This is a genomic window from Citrobacter cronae (assembly GCF_016893685.1).
GTDB lineage: Bacteria > Pseudomonadota > Gammaproteobacteria > Enterobacterales > Enterobacteriaceae > Citrobacter > Citrobacter werkmanii.
This window is the reverse complement of the sequence record NZ_CP069763.1, coordinates 441,178-458,260: the sequence shown is the minus strand read 5'-3', so window position 1 is coordinate 458,260 and position 17,083 is coordinate 441,178. Positions and strand designations below refer to the sequence as shown.

General features: G+C 50.7%; 13 protein-coding genes. 12 read left to right on the top strand and 1 reads right to left on the bottom strand.

Annotated features, from left to right (window positions below; translation table 11 throughout):
* Positions 1 to 43 precede the first annotated feature (43 nt).
* Positions 44 to 910, bottom strand: coding sequence for a glutathione-dependent disulfide-bond oxidoreductase (gene yghU / locus JSN25_RS01760; RefSeq protein WP_003846344.1), 867 nt, complete (start codon positions 908 to 910; stop codon positions 44 to 46).
* 218 nt (positions 911 to 1,128) lie between these two features.
* On the opposite strand from yghU, the gene JSN25_RS01755 reads away from it, so the two are divergent.
* From JSN25_RS01755 to JSN25_RS01700, 12 genes are all read left to right on the top strand, one after another.
* The gene (locus JSN25_RS01755; RefSeq protein ID WP_087856814.1) at positions 1,129 to 3,417 is read left to right on the top strand and encodes an FdhF/YdeP family oxidoreductase; all 2,289 of its coding nucleotides are present in this window, start codon (positions 1,129 to 1,131) and stop codon (positions 3,415 to 3,417) included.
* 153 nt (positions 3,418 to 3,570) lie between these two features.
* Positions 3,571 to 5,433: a bifunctional glutathionylspermidine amidase/synthase gene (gene gss / locus JSN25_RS01750; RefSeq protein ID WP_204525409.1), complete on the top strand. Its 1,863-nt coding sequence runs from the start codon at positions 3,571 to 3,573 to the stop codon at positions 5,431 to 5,433.
* A gap of 466 nt (positions 5,434 to 5,899) precedes the next feature.
* The gene (gene tssB / locus JSN25_RS01745) at positions 5,900 to 6,397 is read left to right on the top strand and encodes a type VI secretion system contractile sheath small subunit (RefSeq protein WP_085048740.1); all 498 of its coding nucleotides are present in this window, start codon (positions 5,900 to 5,902) and stop codon (positions 6,395 to 6,397) included.
* Between the two features lie 65 nt (positions 6,398 to 6,462).
* Positions 6,463 to 7,998, top strand: a complete 1,536-nt coding sequence (gene tssC, locus JSN25_RS01740) for a type VI secretion system contractile sheath large subunit (RefSeq protein WP_038633817.1) — start codon at positions 6,463 to 6,465, stop codon at positions 7,996 to 7,998.
* Between the two features lie 23 nt (positions 7,999 to 8,021).
* A complete protein-coding gene (gene tssK, locus JSN25_RS01735) occupies positions 8,022 to 9,359 on the top strand; it encodes a type VI secretion system baseplate subunit TssK (protein ID WP_204525408.1) in 1,338 nt (445 codons plus the stop codon).
* 5 nt (positions 9,360 to 9,364) lie between these two features.
* Entirely contained in the window at positions 9,365 to 10,006 is a 642-nt protein-coding gene (gene tssL / locus JSN25_RS01730) for a type VI secretion system protein TssL, short form (RefSeq protein WP_087856812.1), read from the top strand.
* Between the two features lie 3 nt (positions 10,007 to 10,009).
* Positions 10,010 to 11,674, top strand: a complete 1,665-nt coding sequence (locus tag JSN25_RS01725) for an OmpA family protein (protein ID WP_159121577.1) — start codon at positions 10,010 to 10,012, stop codon at positions 11,672 to 11,674.
* A 16-nt stretch (positions 11,675 to 11,690) separates the two neighbouring features.
* Complete coding sequence (gene tssD, locus JSN25_RS01720) at positions 11,691 to 12,182, top strand: type VI secretion system tube protein TssD (protein ID WP_003024437.1); 492 nt, start codon at positions 11,691 to 11,693, stop codon at positions 12,180 to 12,182.
* A 160-nt stretch (positions 12,183 to 12,342) separates the two neighbouring features.
* On the top strand, positions 12,343 to 14,967 hold the full coding sequence (gene tssH, locus JSN25_RS01715; RefSeq protein WP_204525407.1) for a type VI secretion system ATPase TssH: 2,625 nt from the start codon (positions 12,343 to 12,345) through the stop codon (positions 14,965 to 14,967).
* Complete coding sequence (locus tag JSN25_RS01710) at positions 14,960 to 15,652, top strand: hypothetical protein (protein ID WP_121529540.1); 693 nt, start codon at positions 14,960 to 14,962, stop codon at positions 15,650 to 15,652. The genes tssH and JSN25_RS01710 overlap by 8 nt, the downstream gene beginning before the upstream one ends.
* Positions 15,653 to 15,658: 6 nt before the next feature.
* On the top strand, positions 15,659 to 16,060 hold the full coding sequence (locus JSN25_RS01705) for a hypothetical protein (RefSeq protein WP_159121579.1): 402 nt from the start codon (positions 15,659 to 15,661) through the stop codon (positions 16,058 to 16,060).
* A 286-nt stretch (positions 16,061 to 16,346) separates the two neighbouring features.
* The gene (locus tag JSN25_RS01700; RefSeq protein ID WP_233638427.1) at positions 16,347 to 17,009 is read left to right on the top strand and encodes a VasL domain-containing protein; all 663 of its coding nucleotides are present in this window, start codon (positions 16,347 to 16,349) and stop codon (positions 17,007 to 17,009) included.
* The last annotated feature ends 74 nt before the right edge of the window (positions 17,010 to 17,083 follow it).

The following is a 17,083-nucleotide window of genomic DNA, read 5'->3' as shown; positions in this document are numbered from 1 at the left end:
GTAGGCCGGATAAGGCGTTAGCGCCGCCATCCGGCATCTNNNGTTAAGCCTGGCGCTTATCTTCGGTATTGGTATCGAAGTCGCTGGCGTCATGGCGTTCATGAAGCTGTTCGTTCAGCGGCCCGTTGGTACGGTTTACAATACGGCCACGCTTAACCGCCGGACGCGCTGCAATCTCTTTTGCCCAGCGCTGCACGTGTTTGTAGCTTCCTGCGTCAAGGAACTCTGCCGCGTCGTACACGTTGCCCAGAACCACATTGCCAAACCACGGCCAGACCGCCATATCGGCAATAGTGTATTCATCTCCGGCCACAAACTGATGCTGCGCTAATTGCTTATCCAGCACGTCGAGCAGGCGCTTGGCTTCCATTGTGAAGCGATTAATAGCGTACTCAATTTTTACCGGCGCATAGTTATAGAAGTGACCAAAACCACCGCCGAGGAAGGGGGCCGCACCCTGTAGCCAGAACAACCAGTTCAGCGTTTCAGTACGTTTAGCCAAATCCTGCGGCAGGAAGTAACCATATTTTTCCGCCAGATAGAGCAGGATTGCGCCAGACTCGAAAACGCGAACCGGCGGATTTTGCGAGTGATCGCGCAGCGCAGGGATCTTCGAGTTCGGATTCACCTCAACAAAGCCGCTGGAAAACTGATCGCCATCGCCAATACGGATAATCCATGCATCGTATTCCGCGCCCTTGACGCCCTGCGCCAGCAGTTCCTCCAGCATAATCGTCACTTTCTGCCCGTTTGGTGTACCCAGCGAATAGAGCTGCAGCGGATGTTTGCCGACCGGCAGCGTTTTCTCATGGGTGGCGCCGGAAACCGGGCGGTTGATATTGGCGAATGCGCCGCCGTTCGATTTTTCCCACGTCCAGACTTTCGCGGGCTGATAGGTATTGTCTGACATGTTGACCTGCCTTCTGAGTGGTTGTGTTGATGCAGTGTAGCAGTTAGGGAAAACTCAATTTAACAGATTGGGACTTTATGTCGCTTTGTGCTGAAAGGGGAAGATAAATCTAACCCGTTCATTGTAGCCGGGCCGTACTCCATGAAGAGGAAATCAATGTTGGACGGAAATTGCTACCGTATTCACCATCAAAAATTGGCGGTGAATAAGCAGTAATAATGAAAAATGGTGTTCCAGGAGTAAGCGATTATCAGGGCCCGGCGGGTGGGTGGGGCGCGGTAAAAGCCGTCACTGCTTCGGTATTTTCGCAAAAGGCTATCGCCCGCGACATTATCGCAATGTTCAAAATGAACCAGGTGAAAGGGTTCGATTGTCCGGGTTGTGCGTGGCCGGACCCTGGACATCGTGCGCCAATGGAGCTGTGCGAAAATGGCGTGAAGGCGGTCTCCTGGGAGACAACCAGCAAGAAAGCGTCCCCGGAATTTTTCAGCCGTCATCCGGTTTCCACGCTCTGGCACTACAGCGATTATGAACTGGAAAACATTGGTCGTTTGACGCATCCAATGAAATACGATGCAGCGTCAGACACCTGGCAGGCGGTGGATTGGGATATCGCCTTCCACGAGATCGGTGAGCGTCTGCGCAGCTATGACTCAGCGGAACAGGTTGAGTTTTACACCTCCGGCAGAACCTCAAATGAGGCGGCATTTCTGTATCAGCTGTTTGCCCGCGAGTATGGCAGCAACAATTTCCCTGATTGCTCAAACATGTGCCACGGTCCTACCAGCACTGGATTAACGCAGGCCATTGGCCTTGGGAAAGGGACCGTTGAACTGGACGACTTTGACCACTGCGATCTGGTCATTTGTATCGGACATAACCCCGGCACTAACCATCCGCGCATGCTGACCACTTTACGCGAGGTAGCCAAACGCGGAGCCAAAATTATCTCCATCAATCCGCTGAACGAAAGGGGGCTTGAGCGCTTTAGCTTCCCGCAAAGCCCAAGAGAGATGTTTGGCGGCCAGGCCACGGAGCTAAGCAGCGATTACTATCAGGTTAAAATAGGCGGTGATGCCTCGCTGCTCAAAGGCATAATGAAAGCGCTGATCGAAATGGATGAAGCGAGGATCTTACTGGATCGACAGCCCTGCCTCGATCATGCTTTTATTCATCAGCATACCGAGGGTTATTCGGCGCTGTATGACGATTTACGCCAGTGTAGCTGGGCAGAACTGGAACAGGACTCCGGACTGACGCGCAGTCAGATGGAGGATCTGGCACACAGCTATAACAAATCCCGCGCCACCATTATTTGTTACGGGTTGGGGATTACTCAGCATAAAAACGGCACCGGGAACGTTCAGCAACTGGTAAACCTGCTGCTGCTGAAAGGCAATATGGGGAAACCGGGCGCGGGGATCTGCCCGTTGCGGGGCCATTCTAACGTGCAGGGCGATCGTTCCGTGGGTATCAATGAAGCGGCGTCCGAAGAGTTCCTGCAACGCCTTGAGGCGCATTTTGCTATCAGCGTGCCGCGCAAGCATGGCCGCTCCAGCGTGGAGAGTATCCGGGCCATCGAACGGGGAGAGGCAAAAGCGCTCATTTGCATGGGGGGTAATCTGGCGGTGGCGATGCCGCAGCCGCAGCGTACTTTTGCGGCGATGAAAAATCTGGATCTGCAGGTCCATGTTGCGACCAAGCTGAACAGATCGCATTTGCTGCTGGCAAAACATAACTACCTGCTGCCCGCGTTAGGGCGAACGGAACGTGACATTCAGGCGACGGGGATCCAGTCGGTGACCGTCGAAGACTCGATGTCGATGGTTCACGCCTCCTGCGGCGCGCTGAAACCGGCTTCCCGCTGGCTAAAATCGGAACCTGCTATTGTCGCTGGTATCGCTCGCGCCACGCTACCTCTTTCACCAATCAACTGGGAAGCGTTAATCGGAGACTATGCGTTGATCCGTGACGCCATTGCCGCCGTGATCCCAGCGTTCCGTGATTACAACGCACGTATTGCCGAGCCGGGCGGATTTCGCATGGATACGCCCGCCTCGCGACGTGAATGGCGAACGCCGAATGGCAAAGCCAACTTTATCGTCAGCCATCAGCAAGCGGTGGAGCGGGAAAATCAACCTGCCGATGCGTTAGTTCTGGCGACGCTGCGTAGTCACGATCAGTACAACACCACTATCTATGGCATGAACGATCGCTATCGTGGCATTACCGGTCGGCGTGATGTGGTGTTTTTAAGCGCCGAAGAAGCGGCGGCTCGCGGTTTGAGCCAGGGCGATGTGGTCAACGTTCAGGCGCTGGACGACAACGGCCAGCCCTGTGCGGAACGTGTTATGCACGGTTTAACGGTGGTGATTTACAATATGGCGGCAGGCTCTGTTGGCGCTTATCTGCCTGAAGCGAATGTCCTGCTTTCGCTGGATGCGGTAGACACACAGAGTTTGACTCCGGCGTACAAAAGCGTACCGGTCACCCTGAAAAAAGCGTAGTTCCTGCTGTGAATTTTTCGCCTCTGAGCGCCAGCCGCTGCGTTGAGGTGTATGATGATGTCGACCTCTGTCCGGTTAGTGTCGCAGAGCAGGCAATCAGAGCGATAAATTCACGCCAACCTGCTCAGGCTGTATTGTTTTGAGGTAAGGTGCATGAGCAAAGGAACGACCAGTCAGGATGCCCCATTCGGGACATTATTGGGCTACGCCCCAGGCGGCGTAGCAATCTACTCTTCAGATTACAGCTCCCTCGACCCACGGGACTACGACGATGACGCGGCATTTCGCAGCTATATCGACGACGAATATATGGGCCACAAATGGCAGTGCGTAGAGTTTGCCCGCCGTTTTCTCTTCCTGAACTATGGCATGGTCTTCACCGATGTGGGCATGGCATGGGAGATCTTCTCCTTACGCTTCCTGCGTGAAGTGGTGAATGACAATATCCTGCCGTTACAGGCATTTCCGAATGGTTCACCCCGTGCGCCAGTTGCAGGTGCTCTGCTTATCTGGCAGAAAGGCGGCGAATTTAAAGACACCGGCCATGTGGCGGTAGTCACCCAATTGCTGGAAAACAAAATCCGCATTGCCGAACAGAACGTGATCCACACGCCTCTGCCTCCCGGACAGCAGTGGACCCGCGAACTGGAAATGGTGGTTGAAAACGGTTGTTACACCCTGCGTGATACCTTTGACGACACCACTATCCTTGGTTGGATGATCCAGACCGATGATACCCGTGACAGCCTGCCGCAGCCGGAGATCGCCAATGACTCACTGAAAATTAGCGGCGCGCGACTGGAAAATAGTAGCCAGTTTGACGGTAAATGGCTGGATGAGCAGGATCCGCTGCAAAAAGCCTACGTGCTGGCGAACGGTCACGTCATTAATCAGGATCCGCATCAGTATTTCACCATTACCGAGAGCGCGGAGCAGGAGCTGATTAAAGCCACCAACGAACTGCACCTGATGTATCTACACGCGACCGACAAAGTGCTCAAAGACGACAACCTGCTCGCGCTTTTCGACATCCCGAAAATCCTCTGGCCGCGTCTGCGTCTTTCCTGGCAGCGTCGTCGGCATCACATGATCACCGGGCGTATGGATTTCTGTATGGATGAACGCGGACTGAAGGTGTATGAGTACAACGCCGATTCCGCATCCTGTCATACCGAAGCCGGTTTGATCCTCGAAAGATGGGCCGAGCGGGGCTACACAGGACAGGGACATAATCCGGCTGAAGGATTGATCAACGAACTGGCTGGCGCCTGGAAACACAGCCGCGCGCGTCCTTTTGTCCACATCATGCAGGATAAGGATATTGAGGAAAACTATCACGCGCAGTTTATGCAGCAGGCGCTGCGTCAGGCCGGGTTTGACAGCAAAATTCTGCGTGGCCTCGATGAGCTACGTTGGGATGACGCCGGTCAGTTGATTGACGGTGATGGTCGCCTGGTGAACTGCGTCTGGAAAACCTGGGCGTGGGAAACCGCGATAGAGCAGGTGCGAGAGGTCAGCGAAACGGAGTATGCCGCAGTGCCCATCCGTACCGGGCATACCAATCAGGAAGTGCGTTTGATAGACGTGCTACTACGCCCGGAAGTGCTGGTCTTCGAGCCTCTGTGGACGGTGATCCCTGGCAACAAAGCGATTCTGCCGATCCTGTGGCAATTGTTCCCGCACCACCGCTATCTGCTTGATACTGATTTCACTGTTAATGAAGAGTTGGCGCGAACCGGTTATGCAGTGAAACCTATTGCAGGACGTTGTGGCAGCAACATCGATCTGGTGAGCCACCAGGAAGAGCTCCTGGATAAAACCAGCGGTAAGTTTGCTGAACAGAAGAACATTTATCAGCAGCTTTGGTGTCTGCCGAAGGTTGCCGGTAAATATATTCAGGTTTGTACCTTCACCGTAGGCGGTAACTACGGCGGAACCTGTCTGCGCGGCGACGAGTCGCTGGTAATTAAAAAAGAGAGCGATATAGAACCGCTGATTGTGGTGAAGGAAGCGTAATCTTTCTTCATGTCCAGAAATGAGTGCGAAAAGCCGGAGTATATCTTCGGCTTTTTTTATTTATAGTTAAATTGATTTCGATTATATTTTAATAAACACCGTGGCATATATTTATAATGATAATTATTTATTTTGGTAATGTTTCTTAATAAGAATACATTTATTCAGTGAATGCATTTAACATTAATTAATTCCTGTGGCTTGTATTAGATAAAGAGCTTCTTGATCTCTTTTTTAAATAAATAATTATAATGTGTTATTTGGTTGATTGGTGATATTGATCATGTTTTCACTTGGATAATATATCGGATTACGTCGCTATACTAATTATAATCATTAATTGTCATTAACAGTCGTTATTGGCTGCCCACAAAAATGACGTTGTATGAGACTCGTTGAGCGATTGGAAAATGCTCTGTTAGGAAACGCAAAACATCGGCAGGAATCGCCGGTCTGAGAGGGACGTATGGGTGACAGTTTTCAGAATGAAGTGCCAACGGCACGCGTTAATATCAAGTTAGATTTACATACCGGAGGCGTTCAGAAAAAAGTTGAATTGCCGTTAAAACTTTTAACCGTGGGTGATTTCAGTAATGGTAGAGAACAACGACCACTATCGGAACGCGAAAAGGTTGATATTAATAAAAATAATTTCAATGATGTGTTAGCTAAGTTCTCACCAGTAGTTAATCTGAGTGTTAAAAATACGTTAGCTGGCGATGATAGAAATGACGATATTAATCTTACCTTTAAAAACATCCGCGATTTTGAGCCTGAGCAGGTAGCCAGAAATATCCCACAATTACGCGTTCTGTTGGCTATGCGTAACTTACTTCGTGACCTGAAATCTAACTTACTCGATAACGCTGCTTTTCGCCGCGAGCTGGAAACCATCCTAAAGGATCCAGCCCTAAGTCAGGAACTGCGTAATGAACTGGCAACCATGATGCCAGAAGAGATTTAACGCTATACAGGGTTTCCTCCGCTTAATTGGCAGGAATAGTAAAGGACCATAAAAGGAATATGTTGATGTCTGTTCAGGAACATACCTCTTCAGTCGCGGCCACTACGACCAGTGAACGCAGCGTTTATCAATCCCTCTTTGACAAAATTAATCTTTCCCCGGTTTCGGCATTAAAAAATGTAGATGCGTGGCAGAGCGATGAAGCGCTTTCTGATGCCGCTCCGGCTGAACGCGTGACCGCCGCTATTCAGGTTCTGGTCTCATGTTTGGCGGACGCTGCACAGCCAGTAGAGCGCCTGGATAAAACGCTGCTTGATGAACAAATTGCTCGTCTTGATAAGCAGATTAGCGATCAGGTTAATGAAGTTATGCATCATGCTGAGTTTCAGAAGCAAGAATCGCTCTGGCGCGGTTTACATTCGATGATCACCGGCATCGATTTTCGTCGCAATGTCCGGGTAGAAATGATGGATATCAGCAAGGATGCGTTACGTGATGATTTTGACGATGCGCCGGAGCTTATCCAGAGCGGGTTATACCGCCATGTTTATATTGAAGAATATGATCAGCCTGGCGGCGAACCCATTGCGGCAATGATTTCAGCGTACGAATTTGATAACAGCCCGCAGGATATTGCACTGCTGCGCAATATTTCTGGCGTGTCGGCAGCCTGTCATATGCCGTTTATCGGTTCCGTTGGGCCGAAATTTTTCCTGAAAGAAAATATGGAAGAAGTCGCGGCCATAAAAGACATCAATGATTATTTCGAACGTGCTGAATACATCAAGTGGAAAGCATTTCGTGATAGCGACGATTCACGCTACATCGGGCTGACTATGCCGCGTGTATTGGGTCGTCTGCCGTATGGTCCTGATACCGTGCCGGTACGTAGCTTTAACTATGTTGAAGAGGTGAAGGGGCCGGATCACGAAAAATATCTTTGGACCAGCGCATCTTTCTCTTTCGCTGTGAACATGGTGAAAAGTTTTATCAAGAATGGCTGGTGCGTCCAGATCCGTGGGCCGCAGGCGGGCGGCGCAGTTAAAGACTTGCCTATCCATTTGTACGATCTGGGTACGGGTAATCAGGTGAAGATTCCATCTGAGGTGATGATTCCGGAAACCCGGGAGTTTGAATTCGCCAACCTTGGTTTTATTCCGCTTTCTTATTACAAGAATCGTGATTACGCCTGCTTCTTCTCCGCTAACTCGGCTCAGAAACCTGCGCAGTATGATACGCCGGAAGCGACGGCTAACAGTCGGATTAACTCTCGTTTGCCGTATATCTTCCTGCTTTCTCGTATTGCACATTACCTGAAAATACTGCAGCGAGAAAATATTGGTACGACCAAAGATCGCCGCCTGCTTGAGCTTGAGCTTGAGCTTAATAATTGGTTGCGCAGTCTGGTAACCGAAATGACCGATCCTGGCGATGATTTGCAGGCATCACACCCGCTGCGTGATGGGCGTGTCGTGGTGGAGGATATTGAGGATAACCCCGGTTTCTTCCGTGTGCGCCTGTATGCCATTCCGCATTTCCAGGTTGAAGGTATGGACGTCAGCTTGTCGTTAGTTTCACAAATGCCTAAGTCGAAATCTTAACGACGCAGCGCACAGGAGGTGCGATGAAGATCTATCGTCCGTTATGGAGCGAGGGGGCCTTTCTGGCTCCCCAGCAGTTTCAGCAACAGACACGTTGGGATGCCTATGTCGCTGACGTTGTTGCTCACATGTCACTTTCATCACCGTGGGGTGTCATCAGCGCGGAGTTTGATGAAAGTGCGCTAACGGTTTCCCGTTTGAATCCCGTTAATCTGGTTGTGCGCTTTCCTGACGGCACGTTAGTGGATACAGATATTTCAGATAACCTGCCTCCGGCGTGTGATTTATCGCATCTTACTGGTTACAGCAGTGTTGAGATCGTGCTGGCGTTGCCGCTGCTTTCGGCTAATGGCGGCAATCTTTCATCAGGCAACGGCGTTAGCCGTCCGTGTCGCTGGCAGCAGGAATGGCTGCCAGTACAGGATCTCTCAGGTCAGGAAAGAACTGATATGGCAGTGCTGCGGCATGCTATCACCCTCCGGTATAGTCATGACGATAACAGCGCTTACCTGACTTGTCCGGTAGCTTGCCTTATTCGTAATGCTCAGGGGCAATGGGAGCTGGGACGTGATTTTTTACCCCCAGCGCTTTCACTCTCAGCCAGCCCCTCATTAATCAATTCGCTTAGTGATTTGGTGCATCGTATCCAGGCTCGTTGTCGCCGCCTGATGGCCTTGCGCCGAGAAAGTAATGAACGAATGGCGGATTTTGCGGTAGCTGATGTTTCGTTGTTTTGGCTGCTGAATGCGCTTAATAGCTCAGAGCCTGTTCTGAAAGAAATGCTGCAAAACCCAGGCCGTCACCCCGAACTTTTGTGGCGTGAGCTGGCGCGGTTAGCAGGCAGCCTGCTGACTTTTTCATTAGACCATGATGTCAGCGTTGTACCTCCATACCAGCACGCAAATCCGCAGCAGGTATTCCCTCCGCTGTTTGCACTTTTGGTGGAACTGCTGGAAGCCAGCCTGCCATCTCGCGTTGTCGCTATTGAACTGACGCAAGAGCGACAGTTCTGGTATGGCGCTTTGTCGGATGCCCGACTGCGTGAAGGCGCTGATTTTTACCTTTCCGTTCGCTCGGATCTTCCTGCGCATGTCCTCCTTACGCAATTCCCACAGCTCTGTAAAGCAGGGAGCCGGGCAGATGTCTCTGATGTCGTCAATGTGGCACTGAGTGGTATTCCTTTAAAACCGCTAACGCATGTACCCGCAGCCATCCCGTTACGACTGGAAAATCAATACTTTGCTCTTGAGATTAATCATCCAGCAGCCCAGGCCATGCTGGATGCCGGTAATTGCGCTTTCTATGTGCCGGGAACGTTGGGAGAGATTCAACTTGAGCTTTTCGCGGTCTTAAGGGATTGAAATAAATGAATAAGGATATTGATCAGGTGTTTTGGCCAACCTGGCTTGCTGTCAGCCAGTTACGTGGCGGGGCGGAAGTCGATGATGGGGCTGCTTTTTATCGCCAGGCCTGTCAATGGGTTGATTCTGCGCGTGAGGCATTGCGCGAGATGGGGTACAGCGAACACAGCGTTGAGCACATGCTCTACACGCAATGTGCGTTACTGGATGAAAGCGTGTTGAACCGCAATCGGCAGGATAGCGGTTATACCACCTGGCTTGCGACCCCTTTACAGGCCCGCTATTTCAACACGACCAATGCAGGAGAAGAGCTCTGGGAGCGCATCCGTACCGTCCTGCGCGAGTCCGTTCCTGATACTGCCGTATTAACCTGCTTTTATCGTGCAATCACGCTCGGTTTTGTTGGGCGCTATCGTGAGCAAGGTGACGAGCGTCGTGAAGATGTTCTTGAAGCGCTGGCGACTCAGGCGATGCCTTTTAAGTTAAAGCACGATGCCCCAGTTATCATGCTGGCCTCTGGATTCTCAGGCGGTAAGCGCCGCTGGTGGTTGGCATGGATTGTCGGTGCGCTGGCGTTGGGTGCCCTGTGGCTGACATTTTCTCATGTCTTACAAGGGCAGGTAGCTCAGCTTATTGGGCAGGGATAAGGCATGGCTCAGTTGCGAGGGATCGTTAACTCTGTGCTGGCGGCCGTGCTGGCTTTGTTGCTGGTCTGGGGATTTAGTCCGTTAAGTGCGGGTGTAAGGAGTGGGCTTACCGTCTTTATTTTACTGCTTTTCATTCCAGGGATGGTTTATGCCTGGCGTCAGTATGGTCGGTTGAAGTCTGCTCATTCTGCTCATGAAGTTCCGCTCCCTCCGGAGAGTTTCAGTGGGCCTGTTGTGCTGGTGTGTGGCGATAATGATCCCTTGTTTGCCGGACGCGGCGATTCTTGCGAGAGTTCACAGGGCTGGTATTTATCTGTCCAGTCCCCGGAGCATTATATTGCTCTGGTTCGTCAGTTAGCTACGCAGCGTCCGGGGCTTCTTATGCGCGTTTCCGTGATGCTGGCCTTGGCTCCAGAACGGCATAATGATGAAGGCGCGCTTAAGCACATGCTGCTCAGCTGGCGGCGTGTGGTGGCCCAAAGCCGGCGTTGGTTATCAGGTATACCGCCGTTTTGGCTGTGCTGTTGGCTGAATTCTCCTCAGTGCAATGAGAGTGTACGTTGGTTTATTCGTACGCCTCAGGATGCGGAAGTGCAGTCGGCTACGGGATTAGACGACTTTGCGGCTTTCTCTTCGCAAGAGCGCCCGGCTCGTCATTTTCATCTTACACATGCAGTGTGGTTAGATAATTTACTGGGATGGCTGCAGAAGGTACAAGGCGACACCGAGCGCCATGCTCCGCCTCTTTTCTCTGCTTTACGGGTAGTGTGTTTCACCTCATTGGCGGTCTGCGAAAATAATCTGTGGCAACGGCATATCACGGCTCAAACAACGCTTCCTCCAGCCGCGTCAGCAGCGCCCGTACAGTTGCCTTTTCCTGATTTAGCATTGCCTTTTTTATCCCACCGCCGGGCGCTGACTGCTTTTCAACGAGCGGTGGGCGTAAGTGGTCTTCTGTGCGGCCTTTTTGTCGGGCTGGCAATGACATGCAGCTTTATCAATAACCAACATCTCATCAGGATCACCAACGATCATTTGACGGTATACCGCCATCTTAGCGGTAATCCTGTCGAGCCAAAGATTCAGGCTCAGGATCAACTTCGTCGGGATGCGCAGCGGCTGGATCGCTGGTATCAGCGAGGTGAACCCCTTTCTCTTTCAATGGGATTGTATCAGGGGATGAGATTGATCCCGCCTTTGCTGGCCGCCATCAGCGACTGGCTACCACCTGAAAAACCGAAAGTGACCTCCCCGCAAACCGTACGTCTGGACAGTATGTCGCTGTTTGATACGGGCAAATGGGCGTTAAAAGCCGGTTCAACAAAAGTACTCATTAGGGCTTTGGTCAATATCAAAGCTAAACCCGGTTGGCTGATCGTCATCGCCGGACATACCGATGATGTGGGTGACGATAAATCTAATCAGCAGCTTTCTCTCAAACGTGCGGAATCTGTTCGCGACTGGATGCGCGATACCGGCGATGTTGCGGAGAGCTGTTTTGCCGTTCAGGGCTATGGCGAATTACGTCCCTACAAAAGCAACGATACGCCTGAGGGGCGGGCAGCTAACCGCCGTGTAGAGATCAGTCTGGTACCGCAGGCTGATGCCTGTCAGGTACCGGGCATGAAGGAACCGTCACCGCAAGGCGGTGACGCATTAGCGAAGTAAAAATGGAGAAAGAGTTATGGCAATTCCAGTCTACCTTTGGCTGAAAGACGACGGCGGCGCGGATATTAAAGGCTCTGTTGATGTGAAAGACCGTGTGGGCAGTATCGAAGTCGTGGCCCAGGAACATAATCTGTACATCCCTACGGATAACAACACCGGTAAGTTGACCGGGACGCGCATCCATACCCCGTTCCTTTTCACTAAGGAAATCGATGCCTCCAGCCCGTATCTGTACAAGGCTGTAACCACCGGTCAGACCCTCCGTCAGGCAGAGTTCAAATGGTATCGCATCAATGATGCGGGTCAGGAAGTGGAATACTTCAACACCACACTGCACAACGTGAAAGTGGTGAAAGTAAACCCGGTGATGTACGACATTAAAGATCCCGCTAAAGAGAAGCATAACCACCTGGAACAGATTGAACTGCGCTACGAGAAGATCGTCTGGACCTATAAGGATGGCAACATCATCCATTCTGACGCCTGGAACGAGCGTACCACCGCGTAATGCACTAACGGATGAGGATTTCCTCATCCGTTTTTTTATGCCCTCTGCTGAGCGTCCCGGGCGGGGTTCAGCAGAGAGTATCAACATCACTATTACCTTATGGGCATTGGATTACGGCCACGGGCGGTAGCGTGCCTGAATACAGGGAGTCAGGAAGCAAATGGAACACCAGTCAGCAGTGTTATTACGACGTCTCAACCCCTATTGTGCTCAGGCGCTTGAAGCAGCGGCATCGTTATGCCAGACGCGCGCGCATGCAGAAATCACGCCCGAGCACTGGTTACTAAAGCTGCTGGAGCAGGGAGAGGGCGATATTACGGTCATTGCTCGTCGTTATGAATGGGATATCGACAATCTCTGGCAGTCACTGCTGGCGCATCTGGATGTTCAGCCTCGTTCCGTGAAAAGTCGCCCGCAGTTGTCTGATGCGCTCCTTTCTTTAATGCAACAAGCGTGGCTGTGTGCCGCAACGGATGAAAATTCGCAGATACGTGGCGTACATCTGCTGATGGCACTGGTAGGAAAGCCTTCACTATTGCAGTGTGACGGCCTGTGGCCTCTTTTGAGCGCCGGACATATTCAACTGGAACGGCTTCTGCCGCTATTAAATGTCCAGTCGGATGAACGTCCGGAAAGGCAGCAAGAAGCCGCTCTGACGCAGGTTTCCCCAGATGACGAAGTGCGTCCAGGACTGGCTCAGTCGACGTTGTCGCCAGCATTACAAGGCGTGCTCGATAAATTTACGCTGGACGTGACCGCGAAAGCGCGTGCTGGCGATATCGACCCGATATTTGGTCGCGATAATGAAATCCGGCAAATGGTGGATGTGCTGTCCCGTCGGCGAAAAAATAATCCCATTCTGGTCGGGGAACCTGGCGTCGGCAAGACCGCTCTGGTGGAGGGGCTGGCGCTGCGTATTGCTGAAGGTAACGTGCCTGATAGCCTGAAATCAGTAACGCTACGCACGCTGGATCTTGGGCTGCTACAAGCCGGCGCTGGAGTGAAAGGTGAGTTTGAGCAGCGGTTAAAAAATATCATTGATGCCGTTCAGCAATCGCCAACGCCTGTTCTGCTCTTTATTGATGAAGCCCATACCATCATCGGGGCTGGTAATCAGGCGGGGGGCGCAGACGCAGCCAACCTGCTAAAACCCGCTCTGGCCAGAGGTGAACTACGAACCATCGCGGCGACCACATGGAGCGAATATAAACAGTATTTTGAGCGTGATGCTGCGCTGGAGCGGCGTTTTCAGATGGTTAAAGTTGATGAGCCGGATGATGACACTGCCTGTTTAATGCTGCGTGGTCTGAAATCACGCTATGCAGAACATCATGGCGTTCACATCACCGACGAAGCGGTTAAAGCCGCCGTTACGCTCTCTCGCCGCTATCTTACCGGGCGGCAATTACCCGACAAAGCCGTCGACCTGCTGGATACCGCAGGTGCAAGAGTACGTATGAGCCTTGATACCGTTCCTGAACCTTTGACACGTTTGAAGTCGGAGATCACCGCGCTTGAAATTGAAAAGCAGGCATTGCTTGCAGACCTCGCGGTAGGAAATGGCCAGCATGGTGAAAGGCTGGCCAGTATTGAACAGCGGGAAAATCGTCTGCTTGTCGAACTGGATGAACGCGAAACCCAGTACGGCCAGGAATTAACGCTCACTGAGCAACTGCTGGCCAGCCGCCGTGATATTTCTCGTCAGGCGGAAACGGTTGAATTACAGCAGCAGCTTAGTGTGCTTCAGCAGGGCCATCCGTTACTGTTTCCGGATGTAGACGCGCGCACCGTTGCTACGGTGATCGCCGACTGGACCGGTGTACCTTTGTCTTCATTAATGAAGGATTCCCAGGCGGATTTACTGACGCTTGAAACCCAGATGGGAAACCGCGTTATCGGGCAGGATTACGCGCTGAATACAATCGCACAGCGGTTGCGGGCATCAAAAACAGGGCTTACGCCGGAAAACGGCCCACAGGGCGTGTTTCTGCTTACCGGGCCAAGCGGAACCGGCAAAACAGAGACGGCGCTGGCCCTGGCTGACATTCTCTTTGGCGGTGAAAAATCGCTGATCACGATTAATCTGTCTGAGTATCAGGAGCCGCATACCGTGAGCCAGCTAAAGGGCTCACCTCCGGGATACGTGGGTTATGGACAGGGAGGGATCCTGACCGAAGCGGTGCGAAAACGCCCCTATAGCGTGGTACTACTGGATGAAGTAGAAAAAGCGCATCGCGACGTCATGAACCTGTTTTACCAGGTATTTGACCGTGGTTTCATGCGTGACGGCGAAGGTCGTGAAATTGATTTTCGCAATACCGTTATTGTGATGACTTCCAATCTTGGCGGCGACGCAGTGATGCAACTGCTGGAAGAGCAGCCGGAAACCACAGAGTCAGAGTTGCACGAACTGCTGCGCCCACTGTTGCGCGATCATTTCCAGCCGGCGCTGCTGGCCCGCTTCCAGACAATTATCTACCATCCGCTCAGTGAATCTGCGTTACGTACGATTGTACAGATGAAACTGGAGCAGGTTAGCCAGCGATTACTGCATCACTACGGCATCACCACAATAATATCCGAGAACCTTTTTGATGCCCTGACCGCTGCTTGCCTGCTACCGGATACGGGGGCGAGGAATATCGATAGTCTGCTGAATCAACAAATCTTACCTGTGCTCAGTCAGCAGTTGTTAACGTATCTTTCCCGGCAGCAAAAATCTCAGCAACTCACTTTAAGTTGGAATGATGAAGAGGGAATGATGCTGGAGTTTAATGATGAGTAAACGTGACGATATTATTGAACCTTCCGAGTGGACCTTGGATCGTAAAACAGGGCTTGTTTACAGCGAAATATTGGGATGGATAGATATAGGCCATGCACAGGGAAGTGATATTAAAAACCTACTGTTAGATATAAAACGAGGTGAATCAAGTCGTGATGGTTATTATGACGTCACCTATAGCCAAAAGATGTTTGTATATCATCGCCAGTTTGGTACAGGAAAGTTTGTTAAGTGGCGTATCAAACAAGGTTTATCTACATGTGAGAAAAACAGCGTTGCGTTAGCCATGATGATGATGACGGCGCGCTTGTTTGAACGTTTGCAATCTAATTGGTGTTTTAGTTGGTATACCGACAGTGGATTTAGCGGAGAGGATCTTACCTCCGATCTTTTAGGCTTCTACCGGGCAATCCTTCCCTCAGACTACCCGTCAAGACTGAGCTTAGTTAGTAAAGAGCGGGCACTGAGTAGATGGGATTTTTATGGGCCGATAGGCAATTATAAGAATAAAGGATTTTTACCATTACTGTTTCCAGACCCCCAGGATAACTGTGCTGTCCATAAACCCTATAAAGGGCGCCTGCCTTCATTTATGACATGGGTGCAACCGTGGAGTGATTTCACTTCTGGTCGGGTAGAAATTATCACCGGGGATGGCGGTTATTATTCATTTTTGTCGAGGTGAATGATAATGAGCTACTATAAAATAATACTGGTGACGATTGCTTTGATTTTCTTGTCACCGCTGTTAATACCCTGGCCAGATAAATTAGAATATCGGGAAAGCGATCTTTTTGACTACTATTTCTACACTGATGTCGATATCAAGCAGGCTCCAAGGATATCTAATAATTATCGCTTTGAATATATTTCTCCTGATGGAAGTACACGGGAAACAAATCTTGTTATTTTTCACGGTGGTGATGTGGGAATTATTCGTGATTATCTAACAGGTCTTGGCTTTCATCTTTATGATTATAGTGATAATGGAAGAGAAGAACTTTGGATATCAAATGATAATCATCGATTTACTTTTTCTATTGTCACTAACAAGAAAAAAGATTTGGTCAGTTTAATAAAAACAATGCGTTGAGGGTAAGTTTTTGTTCTGGAAGCGGCTCTTTATCAATTTACTGGGGTTAAATATATGGGAATGGATGAATCACTTGGCGGCGGGATGTCATTTATATCTGAAAATACGCTGAATCGTTATCAATTGTATATCCCTTCATGCAAGTCTGTACTGGATGTTATTAACTTTAATGGTACAGAGGAAATGAGTTCGCTGTATCGATACGTAGTACATTTTTCCAGCCAGGATATCAGAGCAATCGAGCGCAACGGTTTTTGCTACTCAAACCGCACATGGAACCCGACGGATGTGGTTGGGGTTTGCGATCGGTGTCATGGTGACTGCGGTCGTAAATACAGGCGCTTTTCTTGGTATCACTCATATGCGCGCCGACGGATATGAACTGGTGAAGCCATTGCCGCAGATGCTGACGCCAGAGCAATTGTCCACGTTGAGGCAATCTTCAGATTTGAAGGAACAGAAGCAGGAAATAATTGCCGCAACGCAAGGGCAATTGGACGTTTTACATGACCTGTCACCTTTGTGGTCGAGAGAATATGCCGCATCATTAGCGCAGCAGTTAGTCACCCTGTGGCCGGAGGAATCGCAGACAACGACATTCGTTAGTGGGTTACAGAAAGCGTTAACCACGGAAGCATTGCCGGAAAGCGCTCTGCAAAACTGGCATGATGCCCAGCAGGGTCTGGACGCGTTAACCGCCCGGCTAAATATGCTTGATGAACGCAAAGGTAAATATCTGACGGGGTCGGAGCTGAAATCAGCCATTTTCACTATCCGCCGCCAGCTTGACCAAACGCCGCCGACAGAAGAGTTATTGCGTCAAATAGATGACGAATTAAAAAAGCAGGGGAGTGTATCACCCGCTTTGTATCAGCAGCTCGATATGCGGATTAATCAGCTTCTTAATCGCTATATGCTATTGAAAGAAAGCGCTACGGGAAGGGATTAGATTCTATTCCCCAAAAAGCAAAAACCCGCCTTTTGGGCGGGTTCTTTAAATAGTGGTGCCCGGACTCGGAATCA